At 69.4% G+C, this 12,911-nt stretch carries 20 protein-coding genes and 3 pseudogenes; 15 read left to right on the top strand and 8 right to left on the bottom strand.

Annotation, left to right across the window (positions count from 1 at the left end; all coding sequences use genetic code 11):
- Positions 1 to 33: 33 nt before the first annotated feature.
- Positions 34 to 1,455, bottom strand: coding sequence for an argininosuccinate synthase (gene argG, locus G7085_RS13545; protein WP_197511391.1), 1,422 nt, complete (start codon positions 1,453 to 1,455; stop codon positions 34 to 36).
- Between the two features lie 168 nt (positions 1,456 to 1,623).
- On the opposite strand from argG, the gene G7085_RS13550 reads away from it, so the two are divergent.
- From G7085_RS13550 to G7085_RS13605, 13 genes and pseudogenes are all read left to right on the top strand, one after another.
- Positions 1,624 to 1,836: a hypothetical protein gene (locus tag G7085_RS13550; protein ID WP_197511392.1), complete on the top strand. Its 213-nt coding sequence runs from the start codon at positions 1,624 to 1,626 to the stop codon at positions 1,834 to 1,836.
- Positions 1,791 to 3,167 carry a glycosyltransferase gene (locus tag G7085_RS13555; protein WP_197511393.1) on the top strand — a complete coding sequence of 459 codons (1,377 nt, stop codon included), beginning with the start codon at positions 1,791 to 1,793 and terminating at the stop codon, positions 3,165 to 3,167. The genes G7085_RS13550 and G7085_RS13555 overlap by 46 nt, the downstream gene beginning before the upstream one ends.
- Positions 3,167 to 3,511 carry a hypothetical protein gene (locus G7085_RS13560; RefSeq protein ID WP_197511394.1) on the top strand — a complete coding sequence of 115 codons (345 nt, stop codon included), beginning with the start codon at positions 3,167 to 3,169 and terminating at the stop codon, positions 3,509 to 3,511. Before G7085_RS13555 ends, G7085_RS13560 begins: the two co-directional genes overlap by 1 nt.
- Positions 3,512 to 3,516: 5 nt before the next feature.
- Positions 3,517 to 3,795: a hypothetical protein gene (locus G7085_RS13565; protein WP_197511395.1), complete on the top strand. Its 279-nt coding sequence runs from the start codon at positions 3,517 to 3,519 to the stop codon at positions 3,793 to 3,795.
- Positions 3,722 to 4,132: a glycosyltransferase family protein gene (locus G7085_RS13570; protein ID WP_197511396.1), complete on the top strand. Its 411-nt coding sequence runs from the start codon at positions 3,722 to 3,724 to the stop codon at positions 4,130 to 4,132. The genes G7085_RS13565 and G7085_RS13570 overlap by 74 nt, the downstream gene beginning before the upstream one ends.
- 13 nt (positions 4,133 to 4,145) lie before the next feature.
- Complete coding sequence (locus G7085_RS13575; RefSeq protein ID WP_197511397.1) at positions 4,146 to 4,820, top strand: glycosyltransferase family 4 protein; 675 nt, start codon at positions 4,146 to 4,148, stop codon at positions 4,818 to 4,820.
- A gap of 72 nt (positions 4,821 to 4,892) precedes the next feature.
- Positions 4,893 to 5,312, top strand: a complete 420-nt coding sequence (locus tag G7085_RS13580) for a glycosyltransferase (protein WP_197511398.1) — start codon at positions 4,893 to 4,895, stop codon at positions 5,310 to 5,312.
- A gap of 34 nt (positions 5,313 to 5,346) precedes the next feature.
- Positions 5,347 to 6,003 (top strand): ABC transporter permease, encoded by a 657-nt coding sequence (locus G7085_RS13585; RefSeq protein ID WP_197511399.1) that lies wholly within the window; start codon positions 5,347 to 5,349, stop codon positions 6,001 to 6,003.
- A complete protein-coding gene (locus G7085_RS13590) occupies positions 6,000 to 6,146 on the top strand; it encodes a hypothetical protein (protein WP_231979504.1) in 147 nt (48 codons plus the stop codon). Before G7085_RS13585 ends, G7085_RS13590 begins: the two co-directional genes overlap by 4 nt.
- A gap of 281 nt (positions 6,147 to 6,427) precedes the next feature.
- Positions 6,428 to 6,531 (top strand): annotated as a pseudogene (locus G7085_RS36350) (ATP-binding cassette domain-containing protein); the annotation flags it as partial.
- A 79-nt stretch (positions 6,532 to 6,610) separates the two neighbouring features.
- Positions 6,611 to 6,862, top strand: a complete 252-nt coding sequence (locus tag G7085_RS26215) for an ATP-binding cassette domain-containing protein (protein WP_331715671.1) — start codon at positions 6,611 to 6,613, stop codon at positions 6,860 to 6,862.
- A 201-nt stretch (positions 6,863 to 7,063) separates the two neighbouring features.
- Positions 7,064 to 7,405: a hypothetical protein gene (locus G7085_RS13600; protein WP_197511401.1), complete on the top strand. Its 342-nt coding sequence runs from the start codon at positions 7,064 to 7,066 to the stop codon at positions 7,403 to 7,405.
- 223 nt (positions 7,406 to 7,628) lie between these two features.
- A complete protein-coding gene (locus G7085_RS13605) occupies positions 7,629 to 8,129 on the top strand; it encodes a glycosyltransferase family protein (RefSeq protein ID WP_197512879.1) in 501 nt (166 codons plus the stop codon).
- Positions 8,130 to 8,134: 5 nt separating this feature from the next.
- On the opposite strand, the gene G7085_RS13610 is transcribed toward G7085_RS13605, so the two are convergent.
- From G7085_RS13610 to G7085_RS13640, 7 genes are all read right to left on the bottom strand, one after another.
- Positions 8,135 to 8,464 carry a hypothetical protein gene (locus tag G7085_RS13610; protein WP_197511402.1) on the bottom strand — a complete coding sequence of 110 codons (330 nt, stop codon included), beginning with the start codon at positions 8,462 to 8,464 and terminating at the stop codon, positions 8,135 to 8,137.
- Positions 8,465 to 8,599: 135 nt separating this feature from the next.
- Positions 8,600 to 9,124, bottom strand: a complete 525-nt coding sequence (locus tag G7085_RS13615; protein ID WP_197511403.1) for a hypothetical protein — start codon at positions 9,122 to 9,124, stop codon at positions 8,600 to 8,602.
- A gap of 108 nt (positions 9,125 to 9,232) precedes the next feature.
- Positions 9,233 to 9,469, bottom strand: coding sequence for a hypothetical protein (locus tag G7085_RS13620; protein WP_197511404.1), 237 nt, complete (start codon positions 9,467 to 9,469; stop codon positions 9,233 to 9,235).
- A 23-nt stretch (positions 9,470 to 9,492) separates the two neighbouring features.
- On the bottom strand, positions 9,493 to 9,657 hold the full coding sequence (locus G7085_RS13625) for a PGAP1-like alpha/beta domain-containing protein (RefSeq protein WP_197511405.1): 165 nt from the start codon (positions 9,655 to 9,657) through the stop codon (positions 9,493 to 9,495).
- Positions 9,633 to 9,809: a hypothetical protein gene (locus G7085_RS13630; protein ID WP_197511406.1), complete on the bottom strand. Its 177-nt coding sequence runs from the start codon at positions 9,807 to 9,809 to the stop codon at positions 9,633 to 9,635. Before G7085_RS13630 ends, G7085_RS13625 begins: the two co-directional genes overlap by 25 nt.
- Positions 9,806 to 10,399, bottom strand: coding sequence for a hypothetical protein (locus G7085_RS13635; RefSeq protein ID WP_197511407.1), 594 nt, complete (start codon positions 10,397 to 10,399; stop codon positions 9,806 to 9,808). The genes G7085_RS13630 and G7085_RS13635 overlap by 4 nt, the downstream gene beginning before the upstream one ends.
- Before the next feature lie 434 nt (positions 10,400 to 10,833).
- Positions 10,834 to 11,109 carry a hypothetical protein gene (locus G7085_RS13640; RefSeq protein ID WP_197511408.1) on the bottom strand — a complete coding sequence of 92 codons (276 nt, stop codon included), beginning with the start codon at positions 11,107 to 11,109 and terminating at the stop codon, positions 10,834 to 10,836.
- A 122-nt stretch (positions 11,110 to 11,231) separates the two neighbouring features.
- On the opposite strand from G7085_RS13640, the pseudogene G7085_RS13645 reads away from it, so the two are divergent.
- Positions 11,232 to 11,824 (top strand): annotated as a pseudogene (locus G7085_RS13645) (acyltransferase).
- A gap of 29 nt (positions 11,825 to 11,853) precedes the next feature.
- Positions 11,854 to 12,911 (top strand): annotated as a pseudogene (locus tag G7085_RS13650) (DegT/DnrJ/EryC1/StrS family aminotransferase).

Genomic DNA, 12,911 nt, shown 5'->3' on the forward strand with positions numbered 1-12,911 from the left:
TCGTGAGCATATCCAGCGGCGACCGGCCGCGTGTCAGTCGGTACCCGAATCCATCGACGAGCGCTCCCCGGCGGCATCCAGGTCGGCGGTGCCCGCGCCGCCGAGCTCGGCGATAGCTGCGGCGCCACCGGTCTCGAGTTTCCCGATCAGCTCCTGGTGGCCAGCGAGCAGCGAGCCCTGCGACGCGTACAGCTCGAGCTTCTCGCGGGAGTCCGCGATGTCGAGGTTGCGCATGGTGAGCTGGCCGATGCGGTCGGTCGGGCCGAACGCCGAATCCTCGACGCGCTCCATCGACAGCTTGTGCGGCTGGTAGCTGAGGTGCGGGCCGCGCGTGTCGAGGATGGTGTAGTCGTCGCCGCGGCGCAGCCGCAGGTCGACCTCGCCCGTGACGGCGGAGGCGACCCAGCGGGTGATCGACTCGCGCAGCATCAGCGACTGGGGGTCGAGCCAGCGGCCCTCGTAGAGCAGGCGACCGAGGCGGAGGCCCTCGCTGCGGTAGTTCGCCAGAGTGTCCTCGTTGTGGATGGCCGACAGCAGACGCTCGTAGGCGGCCCACAGCAGCGCCATGCCGGGAGCCTCGTAGATGCCGCGCGACTTCGCCTCGATGATGCGGTTCTCGATCTGGTCGCTCATGCCGAGACCGTGCCTGCCGCCGATCGCGTTGGCGGCCATCACGAGGTCGACGGCGCTCTCGAAGCGCTCACCGTTGATCGAGACCGGGCGGCCGAGCTCGAAGCCGATGGTGACGTCCTCGGTCTCGATGACGACGCTCGGATCCCAGTACTTGACTCCCATGATGGGCTCGACCGTCTCGAGCGACACGTTCAGGTCCTCGAGGGTCTTGGCCTCGTGCGTCGCGCCCCAGATGTTGGCGTCGGTGGAGTACGCCTTCTCCTTCGAGTCGCGGTAGGGAAGCTTGCGCTCGGTGAGCCACTGGCTCATCTCGTCGCGGCCGCCGAGCTCGCGCACGAAGTCCTCGTCGAGCCACGGCTTGTAGATCCGCAGCTGCGGGTTGGCCATCAGGCCGTAGCGGTAGAAGCGTTCGATGTCGTTGCCCTTGTAGGTCGACCCGTCGCCCCAGATGAACACGTCGTCGGCCGCCATCGCGCGCACCAGCATGGTGCCGGTGACGGCGCGGCCGATCGGGGTGGTGTTGAAGTAGGCCTTGCCTGCCGAGCGGATGTGGAACGCGCCGCAGGCGAGGGCGGAGAGGCCCTCCTCCACGAGCTGCGGCCTGCAGTCGACAAGGCGGCTCAGCTCCGCGCCGTAGGCGAGGGCGCGACCGGGCACCGAGGCGATGTCGGGCTCGTCGTACTGCCCGATGTCTGCCGTGTACGTGCACGGGACCGCACCGGCCTCGCGCATCCAGGCGACGGCGACCGAGGTGTCGAGGCCACCGGAGAAGGCGATGCCGACACGCTCGCCGACGGGAAGGGAGGTCAGTACTTTAGCCACGGGGCCACTCTAGTGGCCCGCCGGGGTTGGCCGCACATGGCCGTCCACGGCGTCACCCGGGCGGTCCGGGTGCCGGTCACAGGCGCGGAAGGCTGGTTTGCGAGCCGATCTTGTTTAGACTTCCGCTCGACACCCATCGGATCCCCGTGGAACCCGAGAAGGAGAAGAATGCAGCAGCCGCACGCGGTCATTGCCCTGCCGAACAACATCGAGATCGATGCGAGGGCCCACCGCAACGGCCTGGCCCTGCTCTCGGCGGGCTACCGGGTCACCATGGTCGGCTTCGGCACAGGCATCCCGCCGAATGGCGAGATCGCAGGCATGCCCTATGTCCTGTGCGCGCCCGCTTCGGCCGCCGTCAGGACGGCCCCTCGCAGCTGACCTTCACCTACCGCGCTGTCCGCAAGGCGTTCCACGTCACCATGAAGCGCCGCCCGCCGCAGAAGGTGCTGAAGGTCGTCGCCCGCGTCGACGGCGTCACCAACTCCGTCAAGCAGAGGGCGTCCAAGGCCGCCGCGGGCCTGAAGCAGCGGGTCGCCCCACCCAAGCCCGTCGAGGTCGATCCCAGCCTGAAGTTCTGGGAGACTGCGCTGCCCCAGGTGCCGGTGATGACCGCAGCCATGAAGCCCACCCTGATGGAACTCCAGCCCGACGTCATCGTCACCGATGTGCACCTGCTGCCGCTTGCCACCGAGGTGGCCACCGCGTTCCGGTCCACCGGCCACCGGGTCGGCGTGGTCTACGACGCCCGCGAGTATGTGTACGGCCTCGCCAGCGAGGACCCGTTCATCACGCAGGGCTTCCCGCCCTCGAGTCGGAGTACATCGGCCAGGTCGACGCCACGTTCACCGTCTGTGAACCCATCGCCCACTTCCTGCAGGAGAAGTACGACCTTCCGGTGGAGCCGGGTCTGGTGCCCAACGCCCCATCGGGGAACTGCCGCCCACCAGGCACCCCATGACCATCCGGGACTTCCTGAAGCTCCCGGGGAGACCCCGATCCTGGTCTACGCGGGCGGGCTCTCCTACCACCGCGGTGTGCACGATGTCGTCGCCGCGCTGCCCGATCTCCCCGAGGTCCACCTCGCCATCGGCGCCCGCCGCGGCAGCTCCTATGTCGTGGAACTCGAGGAGCAGGCGGAGCGACTCGGGGTCGCGGGGCGCGTCCACTTCATTCCGTTCGCCCCCACCCACGAGGTGGCCGAGTACCTGGCCTCCGCGACGGCGGCCATCTTCCCGTTCCTGCCCGTCGGCAACCACAACTGGGCCGCGCCGAACAAGTACTACGAGTCGGTGCAGGCGAGGCTGCCGATCCTGACCTCGAACATGGAGTGGCTCACCGAGCGCATCACGCGGCTGGGTATCGGCGAGGTGTTCGAGCATTCCAACCCGGCGTCGATCGTCGAGGCCACCCGCAAGCTGCTGGGAGACCTGGACACGTACCGGGCGCGGCTCACCGACGACCTGGTGCGGGCCCACACCTTCGAGCAGTTCGAGCCGACTGTCCAGGAGATCGTGCTCGGCGTCACCGCGGAGCGCGCCCGGGAGGGCCTGCGCCCGAGCAGCCTGCAGGGCCAGCTGACGGCGATCCGCAGAGACATGCTCCGGCAGCGCGCGAGCCTCTCGGACTCCGAGATCTTCGAGCCCCGGCCGCGGCTGCGGATCGGCACCGCCAACACCGGAGGCCAGCCCTGCTGTGGGCCACCAGCCTGATGCGTCAGCATCCCGAGGCGATGGCCGAGTCGGCGTGGATCTACCGCGACGGTCCGCTGAAGTTCCCGGTCGACGAGACCATCACCTACCACCAGTGGGTGTCCCCGGCCTGGCAGCGCGCGCTGATGCGCAAGCTGGAGAACCGCGTCACCCACGTGCTGACCGAGTCGGCACGGGCCATGGTCGGCGCCCAGTTCGGCAAGTTCTTCTACGAGGAGGCCGGCTACTTCAGGAAGGCGGGCATCCGGCAGGGCCTCGTGTTCCACGGGTCCGACATCCGTAACCCCGGCGCCACGCGGAGATCGAGCCGGACTCGCCGTTCGCGGATCCGACGGTCGAGTTGACCGCGGTGCTGCAGAAGCAGGTCGAGGCCATCACGCCCCACGTGCAGGCCTTCGACGGCCCCGTCTACGTGACCACCAACGACCTGCTCGACTACCTGCCCGACGCGCAGTGGCTGCCCATCGTCGTCGACCCGGGCTTCTGGACCAGCGACATGGTGCCGCTCGCGGGCCCGGGGCGCCGGTGGTGTTCCATGTGCCCAGCAAGGGTCGATGAAGGGCAGCGACGACGTCGACGACGTGTGCGGGCGGCTCCAGGCCGAAGGCCTGATCCGCTACGTCCGTGACGAGGACCTCACCCGCACCCAGATGCGTGACCGGATGATGAACGCCGACATCGTGATCGACCAGCTCCGGCTCGGCGACTACGGGATCACCGCGGTGGAGGCCATGGCGGGCGGCAAGGTCGTCCTCGGCCACGTGGCAGCCCGGGTCCGCAACCGCATCGCGGGCGAGGTCCCGATCGTCGAGGCCGACGCCACGACCCTCGAGGACGTCCTGCGTCGTGTGCTCGCCGACCCGGCGCGCGCGGCGGAGCTGTCCGCGGCCGGCCGGGCGTACGTCGAGCGGTGGCACGACGGCACCCGCAGCGCCGAGGTGCTCGCCGACTTCATGGGGCTCTGACGGGCGCCCGGGCATGAGGATCCTGATGCTGGTGGCCACCTCGGTCGCCACAGACACCCGCGTGTTGCGGGAGGCCCGCACCCTGGTTGACGCCGGGCATGAGGTGCACATCATCGGTCGCTCCGTTCCGGACGGGTTCGATCCCGGTGAGGGACTGACCGTCTCCAGCATCGGCACCTCGTCGGTGTTCCGGGCCGACGGGCAGCCGTCCCTGCAGGGCAGGAGACTCTCCGCCCCGGTGCGGTTCGCCAGGTGGATGCTGCTGCCGCAGCACCGCCGCTCGTCCTTCCGCCGCTGGGCCGCCGGAGCCGTCGAGGATGCCCGTGGCCGCGACTTCGACGTCGTCCACGCCCACGACTTCACCGCTCTCGAGGCCGCGGCCACCCTCGCGGGTGAGCGTAGGGTGCCGTTTATCTACGACTCCCACGAGTTCTGGCCGGGCCTGCCCCGCGAGTACCGGCCGACGCCGCTGGCCGACCGCCGCGACCGGCGGGAGGAGGCGGAGTTCGGTGGCCGCGCCGCCGCGGTGCTGACCGTCGGCGAGGGCGTGGCCGAGGCGCTGCGTGACACCTACGGTTGGCGCAACGTCACCGTCGTGCACAACAGCTTCCCGCTGCGCGACTCCCTGCCCGCCCGCTCGACGCGCCGCGGGGCCTCGTCTATGCGGGCGCGTCGCCGCCTTCCGTGAACTGGAGACCATCGCGACCGCCAGCCGGGACGTCGACCTGCCCATCACCGTCGTCGGCCCGGCCGATGAGACGTGGCTGACCTCCTTCGACCGGGCCGCGTCGACGTGCGGCCAGCGCTTCCGCTGGACGAGGCGTCGCGCCTGCTGCAGGAGGCGGGCCTCTCGCTCGTCACCCACTCCAACCGGTGGCTCAACCACCGGCTCGCCATGCCGAACAAGCTCTTCCACGCAGTCAGCCTCGGGGTGCCACTGGTTGCAACCGACGTCGGCGAGCTCGCCAGGATGGTGCGGACGCACGGGCTCGGCACCCTTTACACGCCCGGGGACGCCACATCCCTGCGGGCGGCGATCGTCTCAGCGGTGCGTGATTATCCGCGGTGGGCGGGTAATGTCAGTGCAGCGCGTCCCGCCCTCAGCTGGGAGGCCGACGCCGATCGCCTCGTGGCGATCTACGAGCAGTTGCAGCAGAACAGCGAGAAGGAGTCATCGTGATTCGGTGCCTCACCGGACATGACGAGGTCATCAGGTGAACAACAAGGTTGAACACCGCGCCGACGTGCACGTCTACACGCCGCACAAGGCGGGGCTTCCCCGGATGCGGGAGTACTTCGGTGACCTGTGGCGGCGCCGCGACTTCGCCATGGAGCTCGCCCACACCAACATGCGGGCCGCCAACACGAACACGGTGCTCGGTCAGCTGTGGCTCGTCGTCAACCCGCTGCTGCTTGCGGGCGTCTACTACCTGTTGGTGGTGGTCCTCTCGGGGGCCAATGGGAAGAACGCCGACTTCCCGCAGATCGCGGGCGGCCTCTTCCTGTTCTTCCTGATCACGGGCATCGTCCAGTCCTGCGCGACCTCCGTGACGAACTCCGGTTCGCTCGTGTTGAACATGAGCTTCCCGAAGCTGCTGCTGATCCTGTCCAACACCTACCTCGCGGTGCGGCGCTACCTACCGACCCTGCTGGTGTACCTCGTGATCCACCTGTTCTACCAGCGGCCGATCACGTGGTCGCTGCTGTGGATCCCGTCGCGATCCTCTGCGCGTCGCTCGTCGGGCTGGGGCTCGGCGCCCTGGTGGCCACGGCCCAGGTGTACTTCCGTGACACCGCGCAGTTCCTGCCCTACATCATCCGCATCTGGCTGTACGCCTCCCCGGTGCTCTACTCGGGTGAGTATTTCATGACCACCGCACCCGGTCGGGCCCTCGGCCCCCTCGTGCAGCTCAACCCGGCCTTCTCGGTGCTGGGGATCTGGAGCGACGCGACCCACGGCCTGAACCCGCCGATGCACTACGTCGTGGTGGCGCTGGGCTGGGCCTGCTGCTGACCGTGGTCGGCTGCCTCTTCTACATGTCTAGGGAGCGTGAGTTCGCTGTCCGTCTCTGACCATTTCCTCGAGCGCGACCCGGGGCCGAGGAGCCCACGGCCGACGGCTCCGTCGCGCCCCCGACCAGCTTCCACGACGACGCCGCGGTGGTCGTAGATGACCTCGACATCACCTACCGGGTGAGCCTCGAGCGCAAGAACTCCCTGAAGAACGCCCTCGTCCGGAAGGCGCGCAAGGAGGAGGTGCGTTACCGCGAGGTCAAGGCCATCCGGAACGTCTCGTTCGAGGTGCCCGCCGGCCAGTGCACGGATTCATCGGTGCCAACGGCGCGGGCAAGTCGACCCTGATGCGCGCCGTCGCGGGCATCCTGCCTCCCACCCAGGGTCCATCGAGGTGCGGGGAAGGTCAGCACGCTGCTCGCGCTCGGCGTCGGCTTCAACACCGCTCTGACCGGCCGCGAGAACGTGCTGCTCGGCGGCATGGCGGCGGGCCTGACCCGCGACGAGGTGACCTCGCGGTTTGACGAGATCGCGGGCTTCGCCGAGCTCGGCGACTTCATCGACATGCCGCTGCGCACCTACTCCTCCGGCATGCGGTCGCGCCTGGCGTTCTCCGTGTCGGTGTTCATGAACCCCGACATCCTGATCATCGACGAGGCGCTGTCGGCGGGGATGCGAAGTTCAAGCAGAAGGCCAGCGAGAAGATGGCCGAGCTGATGGACACCGCGGGCACGATGCTGCTCGTGTCACACGCGCTCAGCTCCATCCAGGAGATGTCCGACGAGGTGATCTGGCTGCACAAGGGCGACTGATCCGTCGCGGCGACCCCAAGGAGGTCTGCGACGCCTACCTCGAGTTCCTCAAGGTGGGCGACGACGCCGTCGTGATGGAGGACTTCTGAGCGCGCGGGCAGCCCTCGTGACGACTGGGCATGACGTCGCGGACGCCCGGCTGCACCGCACCGCCGCCGCGCTCAGGCGCGCCGGGTTCGACGTCGAGGTGTTCGGCCTCGGGGACGCACGGCTCGGCCCGGCCGGATGCGCTATCCACGTGTCACCGCGGCGCGGCAAGCTCGGACGGGCCCTCCAGGCGCTGACCGCCCCGTTCCTGGCCCGGGCCGATGTGCTCATCACGATCGACCCGAGACGTCGCTCTCGGCGTTTCTCAGGTCACTCGGGCGGACCATCTGGGTGGCGGACGTACATGAGGACTACGCATCGCTGCTCCGGGACCGCTCCTGGGTTCCCGGACCGATGCTGAAGATCCTGCAGGGCGCGGTGCACCTGATGAACCTGCTGATCGTCCGTGCCGATCTGGTGCTGGTGGCCGACGAACACGTGCCGCCCCGGACCGCCGGGAACCGCTTCGTGATGCGCAATGAGCCGGACTTCACGCTCCTGCCCCACCGGGCGAGGCGTCGGACGACGCCCCCTGGCGGGCCATCTACATCGGAGACAACCGCGCCTCGCGCGGCCTGCGCACGATGGTCGAGGCCGTCGCCGCCACCTCCGGAGATTCCCAACCGTGGGCGCTCGACCTGGTGGGGCCGGTCGCAGCGACCGACCGCGCCTGGCTCATGGAGCGGCTGGCGCGCCCCGACGCAGGGCTGATCGCATCGCACGGGCGGCTCGAGCCGCTGCGCGCGTGGCGGTTCGCCGAGGGCGCCGACGTCGGGCTGTGCCTCCTCGAGGCGACCCCGGCGTTCTCCGACGCGATGCCCTCGAAGCTCTACGAGTACCAGGCTTGCGGCCTGCCGACCATCGCCACACCGCTGCCCAAGGTGGCCGGGCTCCTGGACCGCACCGGTGCGGGCATCCTGGTGCGGGACGCGGCCGAAACGACCGCGGCGCTGCGCCGGTTCGCCACCGACGCGCGGTGGCGCACGGAGTTGAGGGACGCCGCCCGCGAGGCCGCCGTCGCATCACGGTCGGTGCCGAGCACCTACGACGAGGCCGCGGCCCGGATCTCAGCCCTGCTCGGCTGAGCCCGTCACGCCCCGGGTTGCTCCGTGAGGCCGAGCAGCTCATCTGCCACGTTCGGCACCCGCGCGAGCCCACCGTCCCGCACCCGGAAGAGGTCGTCGCCGCGGGAGAACCACAGCACGGACCCGGCCGGGTCCCCGCCCCGGGCGACGGCGAGCGTCGCGTCGGGCGACAGTGCCGCCTCAGCCGAGCGCCGCAGTTCGTCGGGGCGCCGTCCCAGCCTTCCAACGAAGTGAGGCCCGGCGGCAGGTCGGGCACAGCGACCGGTTCCGCCGATACGGTTCCGGTGGGCCCCGCCGTCAACGGGGGAGGAAGAACCCGTGAGAACGCGTGCCACCGCTCGACGGTCCGGGTCAGGATCACCTCCACCACTGGCTCCATCCGCACGACGGTGCCGTCCTCGGCGACCGCCCGCGAGCGGGCCACGAGCGTGCGGTCGCGTCCGAGATGGACGTTGCTCAGGAACACCGCGTCACCCATCGAGGCCGCCATCACCAGCCCCTCTGTCGCGGTCGCCGCGACCCCGAGCGCGTCCTCCCACGAGGGGTCGAGCGTCCCGTCCGCGAACAGGATCCCGCGGCCCGCAGATAGGCGTCGTTCTCGCCCCGCCGATGGCGCCCCGTGCCGGTACCGGTCGACGGCGTGCTGCCACGCGAGGGTGGGTACGACCCCGATCCGGAGCGGGCCGTCCTCCTGCCTGATCATCTGGTCCCCTGGTGAGGCCGTACCGCTGAGCGAGATCGTCGAGGGAGACGCTCCGCGCGATGTTGGGTGCGACGCCGTCGACCGGCTCACCGGTCAGGATGATCCGCAGCCTGGCGTCCTTCACGGGGAGCCCGACCACCTCGGGAGCGACCGCCTCCTCGACCCTGTCCGCCACCGCCTCCAGATCGGCCGTGGTGGTGCCCGGCGCCGTCGCCTCGACGACCATGTTGCGTGCCTCGCCCAGCCCGCCGGAGACCTTCCACCGCACCGACAGGTCGTCGGCGGGAAGCACGGTGGCTGCAGCGGAGCGGACCGCGTCCTCCCAGGGGCAGGGTCGTCCAGTTCCGACGCGCAGCCCAGCAGCGACAGTGCGGCCGCGATGAGTCCCATGGCCATGACCTTACGCATCAGTGCCTTCCGATGTCGTACTGGTAGGTGACGACGTCGTCCCCGCCGGTGAAGTACGGGCGAGCCGGTCGTTGAACTCCTGGATCCGCGGGTCCGTCGGAGTTCTCGACACCACGTCCTGCGCGTACAGGGGGACGCTGTGCGCCTCACCTGGGCCGGTCAGCCGCGGCAGGTGCACCTCGGTGACGTTGGGTTGGTCGTGCACACCGCCGAGATCCAGCTTCGGCACCACGTCGGTGGTGTGGTGGAAGTTCAGGACGGGACGTCCTGGCTGATGGGGATGGTGTTGACGGGCGACCCGGCCGAGACGACGCCGTCGACCTGGTAGCGCGCCGTGAACCCTGGATCCGAGGCGATGTTCGCGGCGATGATGCCGCCCTGCGAGTGGCCGGTCAGAAGGATGTTGGGCCGCTCCACGGGCCGTGGGCGGCCTCGTAGTTGCGGATGGCCAGGTCGATCGCGGCCTTGGTGGACTGTGTGACCGACGAGTCGCCGTAGCCGACGGCCTTGAAGTCGGCAGGCCAGTCGGTGCCCTCCACATCGCCGTTCCAGCCCTCCAGCTGCGTCATCGGGATGGAGGTGCCGGGGATGTTGACGATGAAGCGGGGCGGGTGGCCCGGGACCACGGAGACCTCGACGGCCGGACGGTCGGTGGTGTCGTCGGGGTCGCTCGTGTCGTAGGGCCGCTCCATGTTGGCGACCAGATCGGCCACCGACGACGGCGGCGCGATGGCGACGTCTCCCGGTGGGTCGGCACATAAGGGGAACCGTCGTTGAAGAAGGTGGAACCGAACACGTCACCGCCCGCGTGCAGCCCCAGATACAGGCCCTGGCCGAGCACCTCGGCCGGTGCGGGTAGCTTGCCCGTGTAGAGCAGTTCCTGCAGCCAGCGGGGCTGCCTACCGGCCTCGTCCATGAACGACTCGGATCCGCGCCGCCATGCCTCCAACGGCCCGGCCGCGGCGGGCCAGTGCTCGGAAGCTGTGTCGATGAGCCACTGGTTGGCCGAGCTCAGCGCATCCTGGGCACCGGAGAAGGCCGAGTTGGTGAGCCCGACCGCACCCTGCTGCAGCCCGTCGAGCAGGTCGTCGACCGTGAGCTTTCCGAGGTTGAACGCGAGCCCGACGTCGAGGCTGTTGATCCGCCAGGCGATCGCCACGACGCTGCCGCTGATCTCGGTCCACCACCACGGCCTCCGGGGTCGAGGCTGGTGGGGAAGCCCGCGGTGGAGATGACCCAGCCCGATCCACCGATCCGGAAGTCGCGGGACCGGGCGTGGTCGATGAGGGCGCGCTGATCGGACTGGATCCGTCGCAGGTCGCGCGCCGCGGTGCCGACGAGTTGTGCCTGTTCGGCAAGCAGCGCGGTCAGTTCGCTCCACCGCTCGAGCATCAGGCGCAGATCCTGCCTCTGCCGGTCGGCCGCCCTCCCGAACCAGACCGGTGGCCTGAGGGTGAGCACCGCGCCGTGCTGCCCGCGCAGGGTGGCGGCCAACGCCTCGTTGGCGGCCGCCTCCGACTCCATCGGGCCTGCGTCCCAGCGAAGCCCCTCATCCCAGCCCGCCATCGTCACCGACCCCGAACGTCTCGCGGATCAGCCCGACGCCGGTGGCCTCGGCCTCACGATACGACTCGGCGGATTCCACGAGCTTGGCCGGATGCGCGGCGAGGTGGTCACAGACGCGACGGGTGGCGGCCTCGTAGCGTGACTGCAGCATCCCTGCCGCTGCCGATGCAAGGCCCCGGACATGGCGGTGGCGGGCGAGTCGACGCGGGCCGCCCGCAGCTCCGCGGAACCCTGCGCGGTCAGGCGCCCCATCGCGCTCCCGTAGTCGGCAAGCACCCCGTACTCGACGGCGAAATCGGTCATCGTGATCCCTTCCGTCCGCCATCGTAGAGGCGGGGTGGGGCAGCGGGAGAGGTGCAGGGCAGGACCGTGGCTTCGCGGGGCAGGCGGTATGCTCGCTTCCAGCGATCGAAGGGAATTGGTGCATGGTCCGCATTCAGGAAAGCGCTGACGTCTCGCCCGAAGCCGTGATCGGCGAAGGGTCCTCCGTCTGGCATCTGGCGCAGGTCCGCGAGGGTGCCGTCCTCGGCGAGAACTGCATCGTCGGTCGGGGAGCCTACGTTGGCACCGGGGTGAAGATGGGCGACAACTGCAAGCTGCAGAACTATGCGCTCGTCTACGAGCCCGCGGTGCTCGAGGACGGCGTCTTCGTCGGCCCCGCTGTCGTGTTCACCAATGACCACTTCCCTCGCTCGGTCGATCCCGACGGACGACTGAAGCGCGGCGACGACTGGGAGGCGGTCGGTGTCACGTGCCTGACCGGGTCCTCCATCGGCGCCCGTGCCGTCTGCGTAGCCCCGTCACCATCGGTCGGTGGGCCATGATCGCCGCGGGTGCCGTCGTGACGAAGGACGTCCCCGATTTCGCGCTGATGGCCGGTGTCCCGGCACGGCGCATCCGCTGGGTCGGACGTGCGGGTGTCCCGCTCGAACCCGGCGAGGCCGAAGGCTCGTGGGTGTGCCCCGAGACCGGTCGGCAGTACAAGGAAGACAACAACATCCTCGTGGAGGTTTCCTAAGTGAACGACTTCATTCCCCGGCCAAGCCGATCATCGGCGATGAGGAGCGGGAAGCGGTCGACCGCGTCCTGCGCTCCGGCATGATCGCCCAGGGCCCGGAGGTCAAGGCCTTCGAGGAGGAGTTCTCCACCCACTTCGGGCTCGGCCGCGCCTGCGTCGCCGTCAACTCGGGTACCTCCGGCCTGCACCTCGGCCTGCTGAGCTCCGGGATCGGTGCCGGCGACGAGGTCATCGTGCCCTCGTTCACCTTCGCCGCGACCGCGAACTCCGTCGCCCTGACCGGCGCAACCCCGTCTTCGCCGACATCGCGCTCGACGATTTCACGCTCGACCCGGCCTCCGTCGAGTCATACATCTCCGACCGCACCAAGGCGATCATGCCGGTGCACCTGTACGGTCACCCCGCAAAGATGGCCGAACTGAAGGCCATCGCCGACAAGCACGGCCTCATGCTGTTCGAGGACGCGGCCCAGGCCCACGGCGCCTCCCTGAACGGCACCCCGGTCGGTGCGTTCGGCACGTTCGCGATGTTCTCGCTGTACCCGACCAAGAACATGACCTCCGGTGAGGGTGGCATGGTCTCGGCGGCCAACGACGAGGTCGAGCGCAACCTGCGCCTCTACCGCAACCAGGGCATGCTGCAGCAGTACCACAACGAGGTCGTCGGCCTGAACAACCGCATGACCGACATCCATGCAGCCATCGGCCGTGTGCAGTTGACCAAGGTCGGCGCATGGACGAAGCAGCGCCAGGACAACGCGGCCTTCCTCTCCGCGAACCTCGAGGGCGTCGTGGTGCCCGCCGTCGCCGAGGGCGCCGTGCACGTCTACCACCAGTACACCGTCCGAGTCCCCGGCGACCGTGACGGCCTCTCGAAGGCCCTGAAGGACGAGTACAACGTCGGATCCGGCATGTTCTACCCCGTGCCGAACCACCGCCTGAAGCCGTTCGCACGCGACTACCACCTGACAAATACGGAGCAGGCCGCGGCAGAGGCGCTGTCACTCCCGGTGCACCCCTCACTCTCGCAGGGCGACCTGGAACGCATCGTCGAGGCGGTCAACGCGCTCGTCAAGGCTGGTGCGTGA

It is taken from the genome of Tessaracoccus coleopterorum (assembly GCF_011174705.1).
Lineage (GTDB): Bacteria > Actinomycetota > Actinomycetes > Propionibacteriales > Propionibacteriaceae > Arachnia > Arachnia coleopterorum.

Excerpts from the sequence above, each read along its gene's own strand:
- G7085_RS13640 (WP_197511408.1), bottom strand. The coding sequence starts at position 11,109 with ATGACCGATTTCGCCGTCGAGTACGGGGTGCTTGCCGACTACGGGAGC.
- G7085_RS13605 (WP_197512879.1), top strand. The coding sequence starts at position 7,629 with ATGGTCGAGGCCGTCGCCGCCACCTCCGGAGATTCCCAACCGTGGGCG.
- G7085_RS13590 (WP_231979504.1), top strand. The coding sequence starts at position 6,000 with ATGACCACCGCACCCGGTCGGGCCCTCGGCCCCCTCGTGCAGCTCAAC.
- G7085_RS13575 (WP_197511397.1), top strand. The coding sequence starts at position 4,146 with ATGAGGATCCTGATGCTGGTGGCCACCTCGGTCGCCACAGACACCCGC.
- G7085_RS13550 (WP_197511392.1), top strand. The coding sequence starts at position 1,624 with ATGCAGCAGCCGCACGCGGTCATTGCCCTGCCGAACAACATCGAGATC.
- G7085_RS13570 (WP_197511396.1), top strand. The coding sequence starts at position 3,722 with ATGAAGGGCAGCGACGACGTCGACGACGTGTGCGGGCGGCTCCAGGCC.
- G7085_RS13560 (WP_197511394.1), top strand. The coding sequence starts at position 3,167 with ATGCGTCAGCATCCCGAGGCGATGGCCGAGTCGGCGTGGATCTACCGC.
- G7085_RS13630 (WP_197511406.1), bottom strand. The coding sequence starts at position 9,809 with ATGACGCAGCTGGAGGGCTGGAACGGCGATGTGGAGGGCACCGACTGG.